The 17,570-nt window shown below is 55.3% G+C and carries 12 protein-coding genes; 7 read left to right on the top strand and 5 right to left on the bottom strand.

The window, feature by feature from the left end; all coding sequences use genetic code 11:
- Positions 1–197: 197 nt before the first annotated feature.
- Positions 198–770: a hypothetical protein gene (locus ACQYWX_RS17395; RefSeq protein ID WP_431685740.1), complete on the top strand. Its 573-nt coding sequence runs from the start codon at positions 198–200 to the stop codon at positions 768–770.
- A 1,247-nt stretch (positions 771–2,017) separates the two neighbouring features.
- On the opposite strand, the gene ACQYWX_RS17390 is transcribed toward ACQYWX_RS17395, so the two are convergent.
- Both ACQYWX_RS17390 and ACQYWX_RS17385 read right to left on the bottom strand, forming a co-directional pair.
- Positions 2,018–2,977: a GGDEF domain-containing response regulator gene (locus tag ACQYWX_RS17390; protein WP_431685739.1), complete on the bottom strand. Its 960-nt coding sequence runs from the start codon at positions 2,975–2,977 to the stop codon at positions 2,018–2,020.
- Between the two features lie 44 nt (positions 2,978–3,021).
- Positions 3,022–4,074 carry a glycosyltransferase family 4 protein gene (locus ACQYWX_RS17385; RefSeq protein WP_431685738.1) on the bottom strand — a complete coding sequence of 351 codons (1,053 nt, stop codon included), beginning with the start codon at positions 4,072–4,074 and terminating at the stop codon, positions 3,022–3,024.
- A 333-nt stretch (positions 4,075–4,407) separates the two neighbouring features.
- Here ACQYWX_RS17385 and ACQYWX_RS17380 point away from each other — a divergent pair, with 333 nt between their 5' ends.
- From ACQYWX_RS17380 to ACQYWX_RS17370, 3 genes are all read left to right on the top strand, one after another.
- Entirely contained in the window at positions 4,408–5,355 is a 948-nt protein-coding gene (locus ACQYWX_RS17380) for a hypothetical protein (protein WP_431685737.1), read from the top strand.
- 130 nt (positions 5,356–5,485) lie between these two features.
- Complete coding sequence (locus ACQYWX_RS17375) at positions 5,486–6,700, top strand: EAL and HDOD domain-containing protein (protein ID WP_431685736.1); 1,215 nt, start codon at positions 5,486–5,488, stop codon at positions 6,698–6,700.
- Positions 6,701–6,977: 277 nt separating this feature from the next.
- Positions 6,978–9,323, top strand: a complete 2,346-nt coding sequence (locus ACQYWX_RS17370; protein ID WP_431685735.1) for a S8 family serine peptidase — start codon at positions 6,978–6,980, stop codon at positions 9,321–9,323.
- A gap of 30 nt (positions 9,324–9,353) precedes the next feature.
- Here the strand turns inward: ACQYWX_RS17370 and ACQYWX_RS17365 are convergent, their stop codons facing one another.
- Positions 9,354–9,734, bottom strand: a complete 381-nt coding sequence (locus tag ACQYWX_RS17365) for a hypothetical protein (protein WP_431685734.1) — start codon at positions 9,732–9,734, stop codon at positions 9,354–9,356.
- A 168-nt stretch (positions 9,735–9,902) separates the two neighbouring features.
- Between ACQYWX_RS17365 and ACQYWX_RS17360 the strand changes: the two genes are divergently transcribed.
- Positions 9,903–10,454 (top strand): DUF962 domain-containing protein, encoded by a 552-nt coding sequence (locus ACQYWX_RS17360; protein WP_431685733.1) that lies wholly within the window; start codon positions 9,903–9,905, stop codon positions 10,452–10,454.
- Between the two features lie 157 nt (positions 10,455–10,611).
- Positions 10,612–14,034 (top strand): carbohydrate-binding domain-containing protein, encoded by a 3,423-nt coding sequence (locus ACQYWX_RS17355; RefSeq protein WP_431685732.1) that lies wholly within the window; start codon positions 10,612–10,614, stop codon positions 14,032–14,034.
- 61 nt (positions 14,035–14,095) lie between these two features.
- On the opposite strand, the gene ACQYWX_RS17350 is transcribed toward ACQYWX_RS17355, so the two are convergent.
- Positions 14,096–14,719: a glutathione S-transferase family protein gene (locus ACQYWX_RS17350; protein ID WP_431685731.1), complete on the bottom strand. Its 624-nt coding sequence runs from the start codon at positions 14,717–14,719 to the stop codon at positions 14,096–14,098.
- Positions 14,720–15,053: 334 nt separating this feature from the next.
- On the opposite strand from ACQYWX_RS17350, the gene ACQYWX_RS17345 reads away from it, so the two are divergent.
- Complete coding sequence (locus ACQYWX_RS17345) at positions 15,054–16,424, top strand: hypothetical protein (protein ID WP_431685730.1); 1,371 nt, start codon at positions 15,054–15,056, stop codon at positions 16,422–16,424.
- Between the two features lie 50 nt (positions 16,425–16,474).
- On the opposite strand, the gene ACQYWX_RS17340 is transcribed toward ACQYWX_RS17345, so the two are convergent.
- Positions 16,475–17,518 carry a methyltransferase domain-containing protein gene (locus ACQYWX_RS17340; RefSeq protein ID WP_431685729.1) on the bottom strand — a complete coding sequence of 348 codons (1,044 nt, stop codon included), beginning with the start codon at positions 17,516–17,518 and terminating at the stop codon, positions 16,475–16,477.
- Between the last annotated feature and the right edge of the window lie 52 nt (positions 17,519–17,570).

Here is a 17,570-nt window from a genome sequence, read left to right as displayed (position 1 = left end):
TGACAATACATGGGGGCTCTACTGTCAGGAGGCCGTGAAAGATGCTATCGAAAGGAGCCACCTGTCTGGCATGCAGGTCAGTGAGGAGCTGTCCAGATCGTTTGATCAATAAGGCGCCTTATCTGCCTTAAATTTGATGTCGCAGGTTGGAGTAGCGACATTCAATATTCGGGCTAATAGGTCATCAGGCGAAGCATATGACTATCTACAGAATGCGAACCAATGGAAGTGACTTCCAGGAACTGATTTTTGATCGGTTTTTGTACCTGAACAAAGTTAGTGGATTGGCTGAAAAAAGAAGGTACTTGTCCTTTTTTACTCACAATTTATCGTTACAACCGCTATGGGATGACAGCTTTAGTGGCTCGTTCAAACCTTTTGAAGGGCGAACAGGAGGACCTATTCCCGATATAAGGATGTGGACCGCAGGGGCGATAGTTCTATCACCCAAAGCATATCGAGTCTTGGCGGAGGCTATTGCGCCTTATGGAGAGTTGCTGCCGGTCAACTGTGAAGGGGAGATCTATTACCTGTTCAATTGCCTGACAATGGTGGCGGCGGACGAGTTAATAAGTCAACGTTCTGTCTCTTTTGGCGCAGTTGTTTCGATTGAGAAACTGTCGTTTCCTCCTACAGACGCCATGATATTCAAAACCGATTATGACAACGGCTACAGTCTTTACTGTCAGTCAGCGTTAAAGGTGTTGATAGATCAACATGGTTTAAAAGGCATGGAGTTGCTGGAAGATTTATCCCGTTCATTTGATTAAGCATCGGCTCGCTAATCTCAAAATAGGTCGCATGTTTATTCCGTCATAAAGACGCATGCAGAAGTATGCGTAGGTCGGAAAAGCGCAGCGCCTTCCGACAGCGGCGCTGGAATATTTTTCTGAAAAGAGTGCGGGCAAATTACCTTGATGTTATTCCTGTTCTGACTGTGCGGACTTGTTTGTCGGATGACTCAGTCTACTAAACCGTCATGACTAAATAGTATGATGCGTTGTTCTGAATAAATTTTTAATTGGATAGATTTGTGGCTACGCCTCTTTATAAATACGTTGGTCCAGAGGACTTGCTGTCACTGGTTAGTAACGATGTTGATCGCTTCGCAATTCGAAGCGGCCAAGATGTACTTGACTGGGTTAGGCGGACCGGACAGTTCCTAAACAGAGATAAGACTGTTGTGGCGACTTACATTGTCGACAAGGAGGGCGTCTTATATGTTGGAGACCGACATATGGAGCATGTCGTCTGCGCTATTGGCGATTATGTTAGAGCCGCTGGGGAAATTACGTTTGAAGTGGCCGCGAAGGTATCCATTGTAGGCGCGACAAATCAATCTACAGGGTATTGCCCTGAGAAATCATGCTGGTATGCATTAAGTAAATCTCTAGAAGATACCTCCATCAAGGCGGTAGCGGAATTTACAGAGTCATTTGAATTTAGGATATGCTCTCACTGCAGCACAATAAACCTCATTAAGGAGTCTATCTTTTACTGTGCAGTCTGCGACACGGAATTAAGTCTGGACTGGAATATCGACAACAGAACTGACTAGCATGGGTAGGTCGGAAAAGCGCAGCGCCTTCCGACAGCGGCGTTCGAAATAGGCTCGTGATATAGCGCCGAGTAGCGGCATTGCAATTAATTTCGTATTTTCCTTGTCCTGGTTGTGAGGCGCTGAGTGTCGGAAGGCGCTGCGCTTTTCCGACCTACCGAGCTGAAATTAGCTAGGTGACGATACTCAAGCCCTTCGACAGGCTCAGGGCGAACGGGGTATGGTTTACCCTGAATCTTTCCTCTTTCAGATGGACGATAGTGATTCGACTGCCAGGTTGATAGGCAGTGAGTTGTTTGAAGATTTATCCCGTTCATTTGATTAAGCATTGGCGCGCTAATCTCAAAACAGGTCGCATGTTTATTCCGTCATAAAGACGCATGCTGTTTCCCCAGGATTAATCGGTCCAATCTTCCTATAAAAAGCCTCACCCCCACGATTTCCTGCCCCCTCTAAAACTCAAAAAGAAACACAATTACGCCCTTTGTTTTTGCTCTCATAAAGGCGTTCGTCCGCCAGTTGTAGCAGGGACTCCATTTCGTAGACGCCTTTCAGGGAGCTGAGGGCGGCGACGCCGAAGCTGGCGGTGAAGTTGAGTTCGCCGTTTTCGGTGGTCATCACGGAGCGTTCGAGAATGGTGCGCAGTTTTTCTGCGGTGCGGACGCCTTTTTCCAGTTCTGTGTTGGGCAGAACGATGACGAATTCTTCGCCGCCATAGCGGCAGACCCAGTCGACGTTCTGGCGCAGGTTTTCCGATAGGGTGTGGGCGAAAAATTTAATGGCGCGATCGCCGATCAGGTGGCCGTGGCCGTCGTTGATGCGTTTGAAATAGTCGATGTCGGCCATGATCACCGATAGCTCGATGTGATAGCGTTTGGAGCGTTTAATCTCCCCAGGCAGTTTGGTGTACAGAAAGTGCCGGTTATAGACGTTGGTTAACGGGTCGCGCTCCGCCAACTGGGCGATTTTCTCTTTTTGCTCTTCCAGCTTGCGATGTTGTTGAATGATGCGCGCGCCGCATTTAACCCGCGCCATCACTTCGCTGGGGGAAGCGGATTTTTTGATGAAGTCGTCGGCGCCGGCGCTGAGCCCTTCCACCACTTCCGCAGAGGTTTCCTTGCCGGTCAACAGGATGATGTAGTGATAGCCTTGCTCCCAGCGTCGCACCTGTATGCAAAAATCCAGGCCTGAGAACGCGGGCATCATCCAGTCGGTGAGGATGATTGAGCAGGGATGGGTTTTCAGGATGTGTAACCCTTCCTCAGCGCTGGCGGCTTTCAGCACCTTATGGCCAGCTTCTTCCAGCAGCAGGGAAATGTACTCGCGGAAGAAAAAGTCATCGTCCACGAGCAGCACTTGCATCCCGGACTGTTGGCCTGAGTTCTCGATCTCTTTCTTCGACACGGTTGGCGACTTCATAAAAACGCCCTCAGCAGAGTGATTGTATTCATATTCGTGGCGCCTTAAACAGCGCAGGCTTTTTCGTAAATGGAAAGTAACTTGGGAATGCAGGCCGTGGCGCTGTACTGGCGCGCGACGCGGTTTGCTGCGGCGATACGCAGACAACGGCGCTCATAAGGCGTTTGCGTGCGCCACCTTTCAATAGCGTTAACGAAAGCGTCCGCGGCGCCGGCGCAAATAAACCCGTTTTCGCCATGATCTATCAGCTGCGGCAGGTCTCCGACAGCGGTGGAGAACACCGCGACGCCGCGGGACATGGCTTCCAGAGCCGCATAGGGCAGGCCTTCCGTGTTGGACGTGATCAACAGCGCATCGGCGTTACGCCAGATTTTCTGCTGGTCCGGCTCGCTACCGTGCAGCGTCAGATTGTCTGGCGCGTGCGTTCGTAGCGTGGATTCCAGTGAACCTGAGCCATACATATGAAATTCCGTCTCGGGCAGACGGGCGGCGATATCGAGAAAAAGGGAAGGCCCTTTCTCTTTCTCCAGCCTGCCTACAAACAGCACTCGCTTTTGCTCGTTCTCCCAGGGTAGGTCCAGCTCCGGCGCGTCGATAAAATTGTTGACCAGCTCGCTGGCCCAGGGACGCAGTCTTTGTTGGATGTCGCGACTGACGCAAATGTTGGTGGAGAGGCCCGCGCTTAGCTTATCAATCAATGTATAAAGCCGGAGCTTGCCTGCGCCGCGATCGCCGTTGTGGAACGTCGAGACGCAAGGCGCGCCTGTTGCGGCGCCGGCCAGACGACCCATGACTCCCGCCTTGTAACCGTGAGTATGCAGGACATCGGCGGAGGTCGATTTCAGCAGGTCAATCAGCTCCCGCAAGCCCCGTTTTAGCTTCACAGTCGGGACGCCGCTGGCGGAAAGTTGCTTTTCCAGAGGATGCGCTCCGTAGTCCGCCAGCAACGCTAAAATCACATTGACGCCATGGGCCTGCAGGCCAGGGGCGAGGTGTGAGATGTGCGTTTCTATGCCGCCGTAGCCACGGCTGTCCAAGGTCAACAGGACAGTTTTCGGCGGCATTGTGCTGTGTGGACTTACATGTAACGGTCGCATTGGCGTCACCTTCTGGTACGTGTTTATACATACTCAATCAAGATTCAAGCCAGAAGCTTCTGTGCTGATATTGGGCTCTGTTTTTAAAAGGGTTTTAGAGGGACTGACGTAAATTTTAGGCTTGCGAAGTTACGTTGAATAGATGGCTTTTCGGTAAAGCCGCTCCCGATTTGCATTGCAATCCGCCAATGCAAAATCGCTAAAGGCGGATAAATACAGTGCTGACGGGGCATGGGACTTGGGCATAAAACCTGCTTTGGCAGGTAAAGCTAATGCAGGTACAACACATGCGGGTAAAACGCATGTAGGCAAAACTCACCAGGAAACGAAAGCATGACGGAAAAGCAGACCCGTTACTGGTCGACCACCGGCGCGTTGCTGGTCATAGCGGCCTTGGCGGCTGGCGCGTTTTGGCCGGTGAAGTCCTGGCCCTGGCCGCGCTTTATGGGAGAGCTGATGAATCTCGCGCACCTTCCGGCTGGGTTCATTCTTTATCTGATTACGCCCATGCTGGCCCCTTGGTTGGCGAGACGTCCGCTTGCGCGCATCCTGGCGTTGACCGCTTTGCTGATCATGCTGGAGCTGGCGCAGCCTCTGGTGGGACGAAGCCGCAGCCTGGAGGACGCCTTGATGGGTATGGCGGGCCTGATGGCGGGGTGGCTGTGGGGCGCTATTGGCTTTAGCGAGCATTCGGGGCGGGCGGCGTTGTTTCGCATCCTGGCGATTGGCCTGATGCTAGGCGCGATTTGCTGGCGGGGCGCTGGACTCTGGTGGGTGATGCGACAGAGCCTGGCGTTTCCTGAGTTATTGGCGATGGCGTCGCCGTTGACCACACAAAACTCCTGGCGCGGGTTGGGAACGCCGAAGATTTTGCTGCTGCAGGAAGCGCCTGAAGGAAATGGGCAAGAGGAAAACGGGAAGCAGGCGTTTATTCGGGCGCGGTCAGGAGCTGGGCGTTGGTTTGGGTTTGAGTTCGTCAATCCAGACCGTTCCTGGGGCGGGTATTCGCAGCTCTGTCTGACCGTAAGAACCCATACTGAAACAGGGAAAGGAAGACTGGTTGTGCGTATTGGCGATGCGGACTCGGTCAACTACAAGAGCAGCGCGACATTTGAGCAGGATATCTACGCCGCCTGGTCGCAACACTGCTTTTCCCTGAACCCGTTGCGCGCAGTGGACGGTAGGCGATTGAACCCTGAGCGTATGCGCGAAATCCTGATCTATATGGCCTCCGGCGAGCAAGTTCGATACTTGGATTTGCAAAGTGCAAGGCTGCAATGACGGTCGCGCCGGGACGGGTTTTAAGCAGGCGTTTCGATAGACAAAACTGATCGGACCCCTGCCTTGACGTAACCTGCGTCCACTTCTACATTCCAAACATACCCCTCCCGAGGATATATCGCGACCACTCATGGAACAGATACTGCTCGCCCGCCAACCTATCGTCGACGCATCGCTGGAAATAGTGGGGTATGAGTTGCTGTTTCGTTCCAATGATCCCGCCGCCGGTCCTATTCTGGATGGCGATAAAGCCACTTCTGTGGTGCTGCTCAATGCGTTTACTGAAAAAAGCATTCAGGAAGTTACTTCCGGCCATCTGGCGTTCGTTAACTTCACTGAACAGTTGTTGATGGAGCCGCCGCCGTTTCCAAAAGACCTGTTGGTCATCGAGATTCTGGAGTCAGTCGAGCCCACTAAGGAAGTCTGTGAGGCCGTGGCGCGCTTGGCCAAACGCGGCTACACCATCGCCCTGGATGACTACGATCTGCATAGCAAACAGGAAGTGCTGCTGGAGTACGCCTCCATCGTAAAGCTGGAGTTTCCGGCGATTGAGAAGGGCGCGTTTAAAGGCTTGGTGGACAAGATCCGTAAACGCAAGAAAGTGCGTTTGCTGGCGGAAAAAATCGAGACGCATGACGACTTCGAATTCTGCCTCAATAACGGCTGTGAGCTGTTTCAGGGGTATTTCTTCAGCAAGCCGGAGATCGTCACCGGTCGCAAAATGCCTCAGAGCAAGCTGGCGGTGCTGCGTTTGATCGCCATGGTGCAGAATCCGGACGCCTCCTTCGATCAGATTGTGAAAACCATCGCAAGCGATCCGCCCCTGAGCGTCAAACTGCTGCAACTGATCAACTCCATTTCGTTCCGGCGTCCGCAACCGATTGACTCCATTCACAAGGCCGCGGTGTTGCTGGGGCTGGAGCAACTGCGCGCCTGGGTGATGTTGCTGGCGCTGTCCGGCATTGAAGACAAACCGAAAGCGCTGATTGTCATTGCGCTGATTCGCGCCCGTATGTGCGAACAGATTGCCGCGACTATCGAACCGGATAAGCGCGACACCTATTTCACCATTGGCCTGTTTTCCACGCTGGATGCGTTTTTTGACCGCACAATCGAGGAAATCCTCAGCAAACTTCCGCTTTCCACGATGGTGATCGATGCTTTGCTTAGAGGCGAGGGCAAGGCCGGGCTGGCGTTGATTACCGTGCGTCTGTATGAACGCTGTGATATGCAGAATATTCCCTGGGCGCAGCTGGAAGAGCTGGGCTTGAACGGCCCCGCCATCAGTAAGTTGTACCGCGACAGCATTGTATGGGCGGACGAGCGTTCCAGTCTGAAAACATAGACGTTGCTGACGCCGCCATCGCGGCGGGATCAAGCAGATTTCTCCCTGCGCCACCTGCTTTTCTACCCAAGACAGTATTTTCTCCCTCAGATAGACTGCCCGGTTCTGGGCGCTCACTCTTTTAAAAATAATCCGCCCACCAAGCCTGAAAACGCTGATGAGAAGGTATTTAACAATATCGACGCGATGACGCTGTGAACTTTTATTGAGTCATGGCGCCGTTTGCAATCGGATCTGAAAGGAATATCGGATTTAATTGATTGGTCGGAGGTCCAATATGCGTAAATATCTTTGCAGCGCCGGGGTGGCGCTGTTTCCCTGTTTATTGTCCTTGTCCACCGTCGCCTGGGCGGAACCGGAAGCGCCGCCGGTGAAAGCGGTGCTGGTGAAATACAAAAGCGATGCTCTGGCTCATGGTGTCCGGCGCGCTGCGCCGTTGGCGGGCGTTACCGCCGCTGATCCGGTCACCCGGGATGGCGCTCTGGTGCGTTACGATCTGAATGGCATGACGCCGGAGGCGGCGGTGGCGCACTTCGCCGCAGACCCCGCCGTGGCCTACGCCGAGCCGGATTATCCATTGCGTATGGACGCAACGCCGGACGACCCTGCGCTGACTGAGCAGTGGGCCTTGTTCAACGTCGACGATCGCAACAACGACATTCGCGCTTTGGACGCCTGGAATCTGCAAACCGGCGATACGCACGTACTGCTGGGCATGATCGACAGCGGCGTGGACTACCGCCATGAGGATTTGCAGGACAACCTGTGGATCAACCCTGGCGAAATCCCCAATAACGGCCGCGACGACGACGGTAATGGCTACGTGGACGATATCTATGGCGTCAACGTGGTGAAGCGTAGCGGCGATCCGATGGACGCTAACAAGCACGGCACCCATGTCGCCGGTATCATGGCGGCGGTGGGCGATAACGGCCTGGGCGGCGTCGGCGTCAACTGGCGTGGCGCCTTGGTCACCTGCGCCTTCATCGACGAGGATGGCTTCGGTTACACCTCCGACGCGATCGCCTGCATGGACTACATGGTGGACCTCAAGCGCCGCGGCGAAGCGCTGGCGGCGATCAACAACAGCTGGGGCGGCGGCGCGCCCGGTCAGGCGATGGAAGAGGCTATCCAACGAGTGGAAGCCGCGGGCGTGCTGATGGTGTTCTCCGCGGGCAATGACGGCCGCAACAATGATCATTACGGACACTTTCCCTCGAATTACGACAACCCGGCCATTGTCTCGGTCGCCAGCACGGATCGGGAAGGGGAGTTGTCCGGCTTTTCCAATTACGGGCTGGAGAAAGTGCATATTGCAGCGCCAGGATCGGATATCTATTCCACCTTGCCCAATCACGCCTACGGCTCTCTCAGTGGCACCTCCATGGCTGCGCCGATGATCACCGGAACCTTGGGGCTGATGGCGGCGCATAACCCGGACCTGGACGCGCAAGCGCTGAAACAGGCGTTGCTGGACGGCGCCGATCAGGTCGCCGCGCTACAGGGCAAAATTCCTGACGGACGCCGCCTGAATCTGGAAAAAGCGCTGCTGGCGGCGGATGATCGGCCGGGCTTTCGCATCGCCCCGGAAACGGACGTGGTGGATATTCCCCAGGGCGAGATGCGTTCGTTGACGGCGTGTTTGCAGCCTTTGTTCGACTGGAGCGGAATGGCGGATCTGTCCGTTTCGCAGCCTCAGGCTGGCGTTTACGTACAGCTTCCCCGGGCCTTGCAAGCGAATGAAAGCGGCGATATGACTTTTAGCGTCGGCGCGGAGACGCCGGTGGGGCGCTATTTCGTGGAGCTTAAAGGCGTGGAAAGCGATAAGGCGAGCCAGCCCTTCAAAAGCGCCAAGCGCATCACCGTCAATGTGCTGCCGCAAGGAACGCGGGATTTCGATTACGCCAACGGCGAAGCGACGCCCATTCCTGACCATAATTCCCGTGGGCTATGGAGTCCGATGCTGGTGTCCGAGAATCTGGAGCTGTGGGACGCCGCAGTGAGTCTGGATATCCTTCATCCCTGGCGCGGCGATTTGCTGGTCAACCTGTTGTCGCCGGACGGACGGAGCTTTCGTCTGCGGGAGCGGGGCGGCTTGACGGAAGATGATCTGGTGCGCTCATATCGACTGCCGCAGATGCGCAATATCCCCTCGCAAGGGCTGTGGTTCCTGCAAGTGATCGACGCCTCGCCGTTCCAGGAAGGCGTGCTCAATCACTGGGACCTGCGTTTGCGCGGGCGTCCGCTGGTCGCTGCGGAGCTGACCGAGCGCACGTTGCAGACCGAGGACGTCACTCTGCCCAAAGGCGAGACCACGGAAATCGTGCTGCCTCAGCATGCGGTGGGCAAAGTCAAAGGCGTTGCCGTGGATCTGGCGATCAGCGGCGCCTGGTTGGGCGGCTATAAAGTCACTCTGCTGTCCCCGGCGGGCACGGAGTATGTGCTGCACGATAAAAACGGCAGCTTCAATGACTACGACCTGCAACTGGCGGATCATTTCATCACGGATTTCCATGACGAAAACGCCGCCGGCGCCTGGAAAATCCAGGTGGCGCGCATAGGTCTGGACGACAAAGCGCTACTGCGCCATGGCGCCATCAAGCTCTATATTGCGCCTGACTGATGGCGCTTTCGCAGTGATCGCCAAGCCGCCTTAATCGGCGGCTTCGGGCTCTTCGTAATGAAACTTCATGTATTCGCAATCCCAGGAGGAATCGCTCAGGACGCGTCTGACCTGATCGCGGCTGAATACATACATGTTGCCCTGATAGTTCTTTTTATATGCGTCATAGCCCATATCGACGCTCTGCGCCAAGGCGGCTCTGAATTCTTTGGATTTGACTACTTCGGAGATTTTATCACCCAGCTTGGTTCGGTACTGTTCGAGACTCATTGAATCAACGTCAGGCCAATACTTGGGATTATGGACTTCGCAAAACGCCTCAGCTTCGTTCTTCAAATCCTGCGCGGACGATTCCGCGCATGCTGGCGTGGCGGCGAGCGCAGTTAAACAGACAATCAAAAAAGGTCGCATTCTTATACTCAATAATTCCTGATCGGTGAAAAAGCCGGCGTCGCCAAGGCGTGTCATCTACACGACAGAGTAGGGCTTGTCGTTCACCTATACTCCTCGTTAAACCCATAAAAATAAACCATGGACGCCTGAGTATTATCGTTGGCGTCCGAGAACGGGAGAAACGGGATGAAAACACTGTCCGAGCATTTGACCCAGTATGCGGCTTATCACCGTGACCGCCGCAATATCGCCACCCATTTTATCGGCATTCCCATGATAGTGCTGTCCATCGCTACGTTGCTGTCGCGGACGAGCTTCGAGCTGTTCGGTAGCGCAACGACGCCAGCGATGATTGTGGTGATCGCCTCGCTGGTTTTTTATTTGATGTTGGATTTCGCTTTTGCGTTGTTGATGGCGGTTTTGTATGCCCTGACACTTTGGGGCGCTGCTGCGCTGGCGGCGCAATCGCAGGCAGTGTGGTTGAGTGCAGGCATCGGATTGTTTGTGGTGGGCTGGGTGTTTCAGTTTGTTGGCCATTATTATGAAGGGCGCAAACCTGCGTTTGTGGACGATCTGAGTGGTCTGATTATCGGACCGTTGTTCGTGGCGGCGGAAGCCTGTTTCTACTTCGGCATGCGGCGGGAAGTTCTGCTTTCCATCGAAGAAAAAGTCGGCCCGACGCTGATACGCGATATGAGCGCGACCCATACCGACAGCAAGCGTTTGCATGAATCTTGATCTGGTCGCCCATTGATCAAAAAACTGATATCCCCCTCACAGATTTGTAACTGGTGAAGGATTAACCCAAAAAGCCCATTGCCCCCGGGCTTTTTTTTAGGCAATTTATGAAAGCGTTTTCATTAACGGAAATCATAGAATTACAAAGGGGGTAATCATGGCGTTTGTACAGGACAACAAGGAATCACCACGGCGTTCCGCCGCCAGGGCCGGGCTGTTTATGTTGTCGGCGCTGTCCGCTGCCATGGCGCAGGCGGATGTCGGCGCGTTGTTGTGGGAAGAAGATTTTGACTCGTTGAACCCTTCCGTCTGGAATGTCGACGAGGGCGATGGCTGTCCGAGCCTGTGCGGTTGGGGCAACCAGGAATTGCAGTGGTATGCCAAGGACAATTTGTCTATTGAAGAGATTCCCGCAGAGCCGGGCAATCATGCCTTGGTGATTGAGGCTCGTCGCCAGGATGTCAGCGGCAAAGCCTTTACGTCAGGCAAAATCACCACTAAAGACGCCGTCTCCGTTCGCTACGGCATGATCGAAATCCGCATGCAGGCGCCGGAAGTCGGCGTTGGTTTGTGGCCGGCGGCCTGGATGCTGGGCACCAGCACCGCCAATTGGCCGGCCAAAGGTGAAATCGATATCATGGAAATGGGCCACAGCGCGGCGGGACGCAAGAACGCCGGGCACGATGGCGCCCCCATCAACAACTACGTCGGCTCCAACCTGATTTTCTATGCGGACTCAGCCTGCGTGCCGGAAAATCCCTCCTGCGCCGCCAGCACCGCCTGGAACACTGACAACGCCTATGTGGCGCCGACGCCGTTGAGCAATCGCTTCGTCACTTATCGTCTGTACTGGACAGAGTCTCAGATCCGCTTCGCCATCGTGGATAACGGCCAGGAGCATGACCTGTACGATAACCCAATCGCCATTGGCGGAGAGGCGGAAGAATTCCAGGCGCCGTTCTATTTCCTGTTGAATCTGGCGGTGGGTGGGAATTTCACCGACGCGCATGACAACGGTCAGGTGTCCGCGCCGCTGCCGGGCAAAATGCTGGTGGACTACATCCGCGTGTATGAGCTGGATGGACAAGGCGAAGTCAAACTCGGCCGTCCTGGCCCGGAAACCGGAACCTTTGGCGTGTTTACCGATGAAAGCGCCACCACCAACAAACTGGAAGCTGGCTCTTCATCCGATATCTATGTGTGGGATCAAACCACGTCTGGCGGCTCGGAAGCGCCTTATGAAGGCGACAAAGTCATCTCCTGGAAAGCCAAGGCCAACACTTGGTTTGGCGGCGGTATTCAGGCGCGGCAACCGGTCAATTTGAGCAAGTTTGACGAAGGCGAGCTGAAATTCCGCATCAAGATTCCCGCCGACGTTTCTTTCCGCATCGGCGTGACAGACACCCATACCAACCAGAACTGGCTGGATTTCCCCGCTTTTGAAGATAAATACGGCCTGACCCGTAACGGAGAATGGGGCGAAGTCAGCATCCCTGTGTCAGAGCTGCGCGGCCCGCTGATTGACCTGCGCTCTATCCAATATCCTTTCGCTATTCTGAGCAAAGACGGTCAATTGCCGGGAGCGGACTTCGCTTTCGCCATTGACGATATTCTTTGGACAGGCGGAGGCGGTCCCGTAGTGGTGGACAGCGATAACGACGGCGTCAACGACAATGAGGACATGTGTCCCGGCACGCCTGCGGGTACGCCAGTCGGCGCGGACGGTTGCCCTCTGGAGCAGGATGCGGACGGCGATGGCGTGGAGGACAGCATCGATCAGTGTCCCAACACGCCGGCGGGCGCAGACGTGGATGAAGTGGGCTGTCAGATCATCGTGACCGACAAGGTGAAAGTGCAGGCGGAAGACTACAGCGCCTTCTACGACACCACCCCCGGCAACAACGGCGGCGCTTACCGTGAAGACGATGTCGATATTGAAACTACCTCTGACGTGGACGGCGGCTACAACATCGGCTGGACCGACGCCAACGAATGGCTGGAGTACAGCGTCACGCTGGGCCAGGGGCAGTACAGTCTCGACGCGCGCGTCGCCTCCCTGGTGGGCAATGGCAAATACGCCGTATTCATTGACGGAGATCTGGTTGGTTCAAAAACCGTCGACGCCACTGGCGGCTGGCAGCAGTTCGCGACGCAAGAAGTAGGCAGCTTCAGTGTCGAACGCGGGCAGCACACAATGCGGGTTGAACTGTATGGCGGCGAGCTGAATCTTAACTGGATGGAAATTCGTTCCATGGATGTCATCGACAGCGATGGCGACGGGGTCAAGGACGAGCGGGATTTGTGCCCGGGCACGCCCGCCGGCGACGAGGTGGACGAGAACGGCTGTACGGTGGTGCGAACCGAAAATGTCACCGTGCAGGCGGAAGACTATGACGCCTACTTCGACACTACCCCCGGCAATCAGGGCGGCGCTCATCGTAATGACGACGTGGACATCGAAGTCAGCGGCGATATCGACGGTGGTCACAACGTGGGCTGGATCGCCGGCTCTGAATGGCTGGAGTACAACGTGACGCTGGGCGCCGGCGAGTATGATCTGACGGCCCGCGTCGCCTCCGCTGTGGGCGGCGGTCGCTTCCGCGTGCTGGTGGATGGAACGGAAGTGGGACAGGGCTCCGTCGCCAATACCGGAGGCTGGCAGTCCTATCGCACGCTTCCCATTGGAACTTTCTCCGTGGATCAGGGCGAGCATCGTGTGCGGGTGGAGGCGAGCGTGGGCGAGTTCAATCTGAACTGGCTGAATATTCTCACTCATAGCGATTCTGACAGTGACAATGACGGCGTCGCCGATAATCTGGATCAGTGCCCCAATACGCCAGCGGGAACTCAGGTTGACGCCAGCGGTTGTCCTGTCGGCGGTGAGGGGGGCAGCGTTCGCGTGATGACGTTCAACGTTCGCACGGAGCAGGCGAACGACCCGGGCGAACGCAACTGGAGCCAACGCAAGGGCGAGGTGGTGCGTACGATTCAGCGCCAGAACCCGGATTTACTGGGCCTGCAGGAGCCAACCGGCGGACAGTATGACTTTATCAAAAACACCCTGGGCGCGAATTGGGGCGCCACCAGCTACCGTCAGATTCTCTATCGCTCCGACCTCTACACCTATGTGGATGGCGGCCTGATTGATCTGGTGGCGGATGTGTGGGGCCCACGCAGTGCGGAGTGGGCGAAAATGCGCCGCAACGCCGACGGTCGTGAGCTGGTGTTCATCAATACCCACTGGGGTGTAGACGGCAATTCCCAGCAGGGCTCCGCCAATATTCTGAGAGACCGTCTGGGTGAGGTGAATCAGAACTGGAGCATGCCGACAGTGCTGTTGGGCGATCTTAACGCGTCACCCGGCAGCGGGCCGGTGAATACCCTGGTGAATCAGACCCCGTTGTCCAGTTTCTTCACTGGCGGCACGTTCAACGGCTGGAATGTACAGCCCGGACCTCAGCTTGATCATGTGGTCGGGTCCGGCGTCAGCGCGGTGGGCTGTGCTTTAGAAAAATATCGTGAAGGGGATTATCCGCCTTCCGATCATTATCCGATCGCTTGCGAGCTGCGTTTGCAGTAAGCAGGCTCTCTCCCTTGTAGCCCAGCGCACGCTGAGGATAACGTGCGCTGGCTGTTACGAACTAAGCCGCGTCGTACTTGGCTTCAATCTCCAGCGCCGCCTGATAGCCGGCATGTTTCTCCAACACGCCCTGATAGCGCTGAATATTGGGATACTTGGCCATCGCGCCGCTGCGCTGCACAAAATCCAGAATGAAAGACATCATGATATCCGCGCCAGTGAGTCGGTTATCGACCAGATAGTCTTTGCCTTCCAGAGACTGCTCGAGATGTCCGATCACCTTGCTGATTTCCGACTGCGCATATCCCTGCAGGAAGCGGGTTTCAGTCCCGTCCATGTCGAGAAACAGCTTCAGTAGTAACGGCAGAATCGCCGAGCTTTCCGAGAAATGAATCCAGTACAGGTACTCCGCGTATGACTTGCTGTCGCGGACTGGGGCCAGTTTGTCCGCGGCGTAGCGTTCAATCAGGAACTCTGTAATCGCGCCGGATTCCGGCAGCACAATGTCGTCCACTTCGATCACCGGGGATTTGCCCAGGGGGTGAATCTGGGTCAATTCCGGTGGCGCCAGCGACGTGGTTTTATCCCGCTGATAGGGAATCACGCTGTAAGGCTGACCGATTTCCTCCAGCAGCCAGATGATGCGGCGGGAGCGGGATTTGTTGAGGTGGTGCAGTTTGATCATGGGATGAAGTCCTGTTCTCTGGGTGTGAGTGACGCAGGGCGTTTAGGGGACAGCGCAGGCTGCATGAGATGGCTCCGCCTGAGCGAAAACGCCCCTGGGTGAGTCAGACGTCGATGTTAAGTGATTGAAAAATTGCGGTAAATAACCATTGGATGTTTTCGGTGTAAATTTTGTTAATCCGCGCCCGGCAGGCTTTTTTCCCTCCACTATAATTAAGGTATAGCCGGGAAAGCCTGGAGTTAGTTTTACTACGCGTGAGGCGACGTTCCGGACCACTGCAAAACGTCTCTGCATGGATCATCAACAAGGCCGATGCCATCGGCGGGTGCTGTCTATGAGAGATACCAGAAAAGAGTCCAAGCATTTACCTTCTGTCTGTCCATGGTGGTTTTCTCTTCTCATCAACGTTCTGTGGATCGCGAATCTGCAGGCGGTTGATTTTGATACGTTCAAACAGGAAGCGGAGAAGGCTGGGGCGGTGTATATCGCCTATTCTGACGGAGAAGAATTTCATCAGCTCTTTGTCGAGGGGAAAGCCAGTGAGGCGATACATCGCCTGCAGAGCCTGACCCCTGACGACGCCAAGTCCGTCTATGACTATTTCATTCTCGGCAACATGCTCTACCAGCTCGACCCGAACGTCAGCTACAGCTATATGATTCGCGCCGAACGCCTGGAGCCGGACAACCCCATGATCCTCTATGAACGAGGCATGCATGAACATCGCAACAGCCAATTCCAGAGTGCGCTGCGCTATTACGAAAGACTGGTCAGGGCCAGACCAGAGGGACTGAATCCCATCGCCTGGGCGTATATCACCCATGCCTATCTGATGCAGGGGGACGTGGATAAGGCGTTCAACGCCTGGCGTAAATCCGACTTCAGCGAGCACCATATCGCCATAGAAAAAGGCATGTATACGCTGTTCTCCGATAGCCATCAGGAGGCGCGCCGGGAAGCGTTTATTCGTGATATTGAGGCGGGAGCGGCGGATAAGCTGTGCGACCTGTGGGCGTTGGATTCGAACTGGGAAATAGACTGGTGGAATCAGCGCCCGAAAGAAGATTACCTGGCGTTCGACAGAGCGTTAATCGCCAGGACGGTGACGGACGCCAACTCGCCGCAAGCTGCGCAACTACGTTTGTGTCAGGATATCGACCGGCTCTCGCAAGGGGAGCTGCTGCAACGATTACAGGCGCTGAAAATTTCACCGCCAGATAACCAATTGCCTGTTTCCGCAACGCTGATCCGCAAGATTTTCGCGCAATTGACCACGTTAAAGGCGGCGACGCCCAGCCAGCTTTTCGACAGGTATGGCGCGCAACTGAAAAGCTACGCGGCGCAGTTCCCTCAAGAGCCGCTGTATTACGACTTGCTGGGATTCTTATACGCCAATGCGGGCAAGAGCGACGCTCTGAAAGAAGTGGACGAATACGGCTGGAAAATTCTCAAGAAGGAGAAGTTCGCCAACAGTTACGTGGTTGGGCTGGGGCGGGAAAACAAGGCGTTTATCCCCACGCTTAATGAAGCCCTGCGCGAATTCCCCAACAGCGCTTTCCTGAATACGATCTATCTGCAATTCGGCGAAAAGAACAAGCAGACTCTGGCGCGCTATGTGGCGTCCCAGTTCAGTAATGTCAGCGGTTCGACCTACCGCTTGAGCGATTACATGGCGAGCCTGCAGTACGAGATTGAGAACCTGTAGCCGGGATCTGAAAGGCGAGTGCGCGTCAGATCGGACGCGCACTCAAGAGGCTAACAACAGGGAGCGTCTGCGCTGACTGAAGGCGATGCGCCGTCAAAGGGAGCCGCGGTTCCGCATCCTTCAAAGATGCCATAGTGTCGGCTAAAGTCCCCGATAAACTGAAAGTGATTGGCGAATCGCGTGTCGCACAGCATACGCCAGGTATTGCCGCAGACCGGGAATACGCGGCCGGTTTCTATCGCATGGTGTTTGTCGAGCATGAACTGATGGGGATGATCTGGAATGGTTCCTTGGTAAATAACCGCCTGACCGTAGTCCTCACAAGCGGTTTCCAGTTCGTCTATTTTGAACAGCCTGTAGGTGGCGGAGTAAAAATTAATACTGCCGATACGGTCCGCAAGACTGTTATCAGTAATAACCAGTGGCCTGTCTTCCACTAAACGCGGGTCGGCGAAGCCGGTCTGATGCGCCAGTCGCAGGAAGTCGTTCCAGTACAGCGCGCCGCCCAGACACTCGCCATAGAGGGTGGGGTCTTCCCGCAGGGCGTCGGGAACCCGTCTGTCGGCGTACACATCCGAGAAGTAAAACTCTCCGCCGGGCTTTAACAGGCGGTGTAATCCACGCAATACAGACGTTTTATCCGGCGACAGATTAATCACGCAATTGGAGACGATGACGTCAAAAGACCCAGGCTCAAGATCCAGCTCGTCCAGTTTCTCAATATAACCCTGCAAAAAGCGCACGTTATCGAATCCAAACTGCTCTGCATGCCAGGCCTGATGAGATCGGGCGACCTGCAACTGCTCATCCGTCATATCCACGCCGACCACCTGCCCATGGGGTCCCACCAACTGAGCCAGCGCATACACATCACGCCCGGAGCCACAGCCCAGGTCCAACACCCGACAACCTTCCAACAACGGCGGACACACCAGCCCGCACCCGTAATAACGGGCGGACACCTCTGGATGAATCCGCGCCAATAAAGGCTTCAACCAGGCGGGAACACTGCTGACGTCGCAACAGGCGGAAGTTTTCAGGTCAGAGGAACTTTGCAGTTGTTTGCCGTAGTAGTCTTTGACGAGTTCGTGCATGGGACGTTTCCTGGACCTAGTCGTAACGAGATTAACTGAACAGGCCTGAAGG

Source organism: Hahella sp. NBU794 (assembly GCF_050749805.1).
GTDB lineage: Bacteria > Pseudomonadota > Gammaproteobacteria > Pseudomonadales > Oleiphilaceae > Hahella.
Note: the sequence above shows the minus strand (reverse complement) of the source record. Positions and strands in the feature narration are given on the sequence as shown.

Coding starts and splice junctions, on each gene's coding strand:
- ACQYWX_RS17360 (WP_431685733.1), top strand. CDS start 9,903: ATGAAAACACTGTCCGAGCATTTGACCCAGTATGCGGCTTATCACCGT.
- ACQYWX_RS17395 (WP_431685740.1), top strand. CDS start 198: ATGACTATCTACAGAATGCGAACCAATGGAAGTGACTTCCAGGAACTG.
- ACQYWX_RS17365 (WP_431685734.1), bottom strand. CDS start 9,734: ATGCGACCTTTTTTGATTGTCTGTTTAACTGCGCTCGCCGCCACGCCA.
- ACQYWX_RS17345 (WP_431685730.1), top strand. CDS start 15,054: ATGAGAGATACCAGAAAAGAGTCCAAGCATTTACCTTCTGTCTGTCCA.
- ACQYWX_RS17390 (WP_431685739.1), bottom strand. CDS start 2,977: ATGAAGTCGCCAACCGTGTCGAAGAAAGAGATCGAGAACTCAGGCCAA.
- ACQYWX_RS17375 (WP_431685736.1), top strand. CDS start 5,486: ATGGAACAGATACTGCTCGCCCGCCAACCTATCGTCGACGCATCGCTG.
- ACQYWX_RS17385 (WP_431685738.1), bottom strand. CDS start 4,074: ATGCGACCGTTACATGTAAGTCCACACAGCACAATGCCGCCGAAAACT.
- ACQYWX_RS17370 (WP_431685735.1), top strand. CDS start 6,978: ATGCGTAAATATCTTTGCAGCGCCGGGGTGGCGCTGTTTCCCTGTTTA.
- ACQYWX_RS17340 (WP_431685729.1), bottom strand. CDS start 17,518: ATGCACGAACTCGTCAAAGACTACTACGGCAAACAACTGCAAAGTTCC.
- ACQYWX_RS17380 (WP_431685737.1), top strand. CDS start 4,408: ATGACGGAAAAGCAGACCCGTTACTGGTCGACCACCGGCGCGTTGCTG.
- ACQYWX_RS17350 (WP_431685731.1), bottom strand. CDS start 14,719: ATGATCAAACTGCACCACCTCAACAAATCCCGCTCCCGCCGCATCATC.
- ACQYWX_RS17355 (WP_431685732.1), top strand. CDS start 10,612: ATGGCGTTTGTACAGGACAACAAGGAATCACCACGGCGTTCCGCCGCC.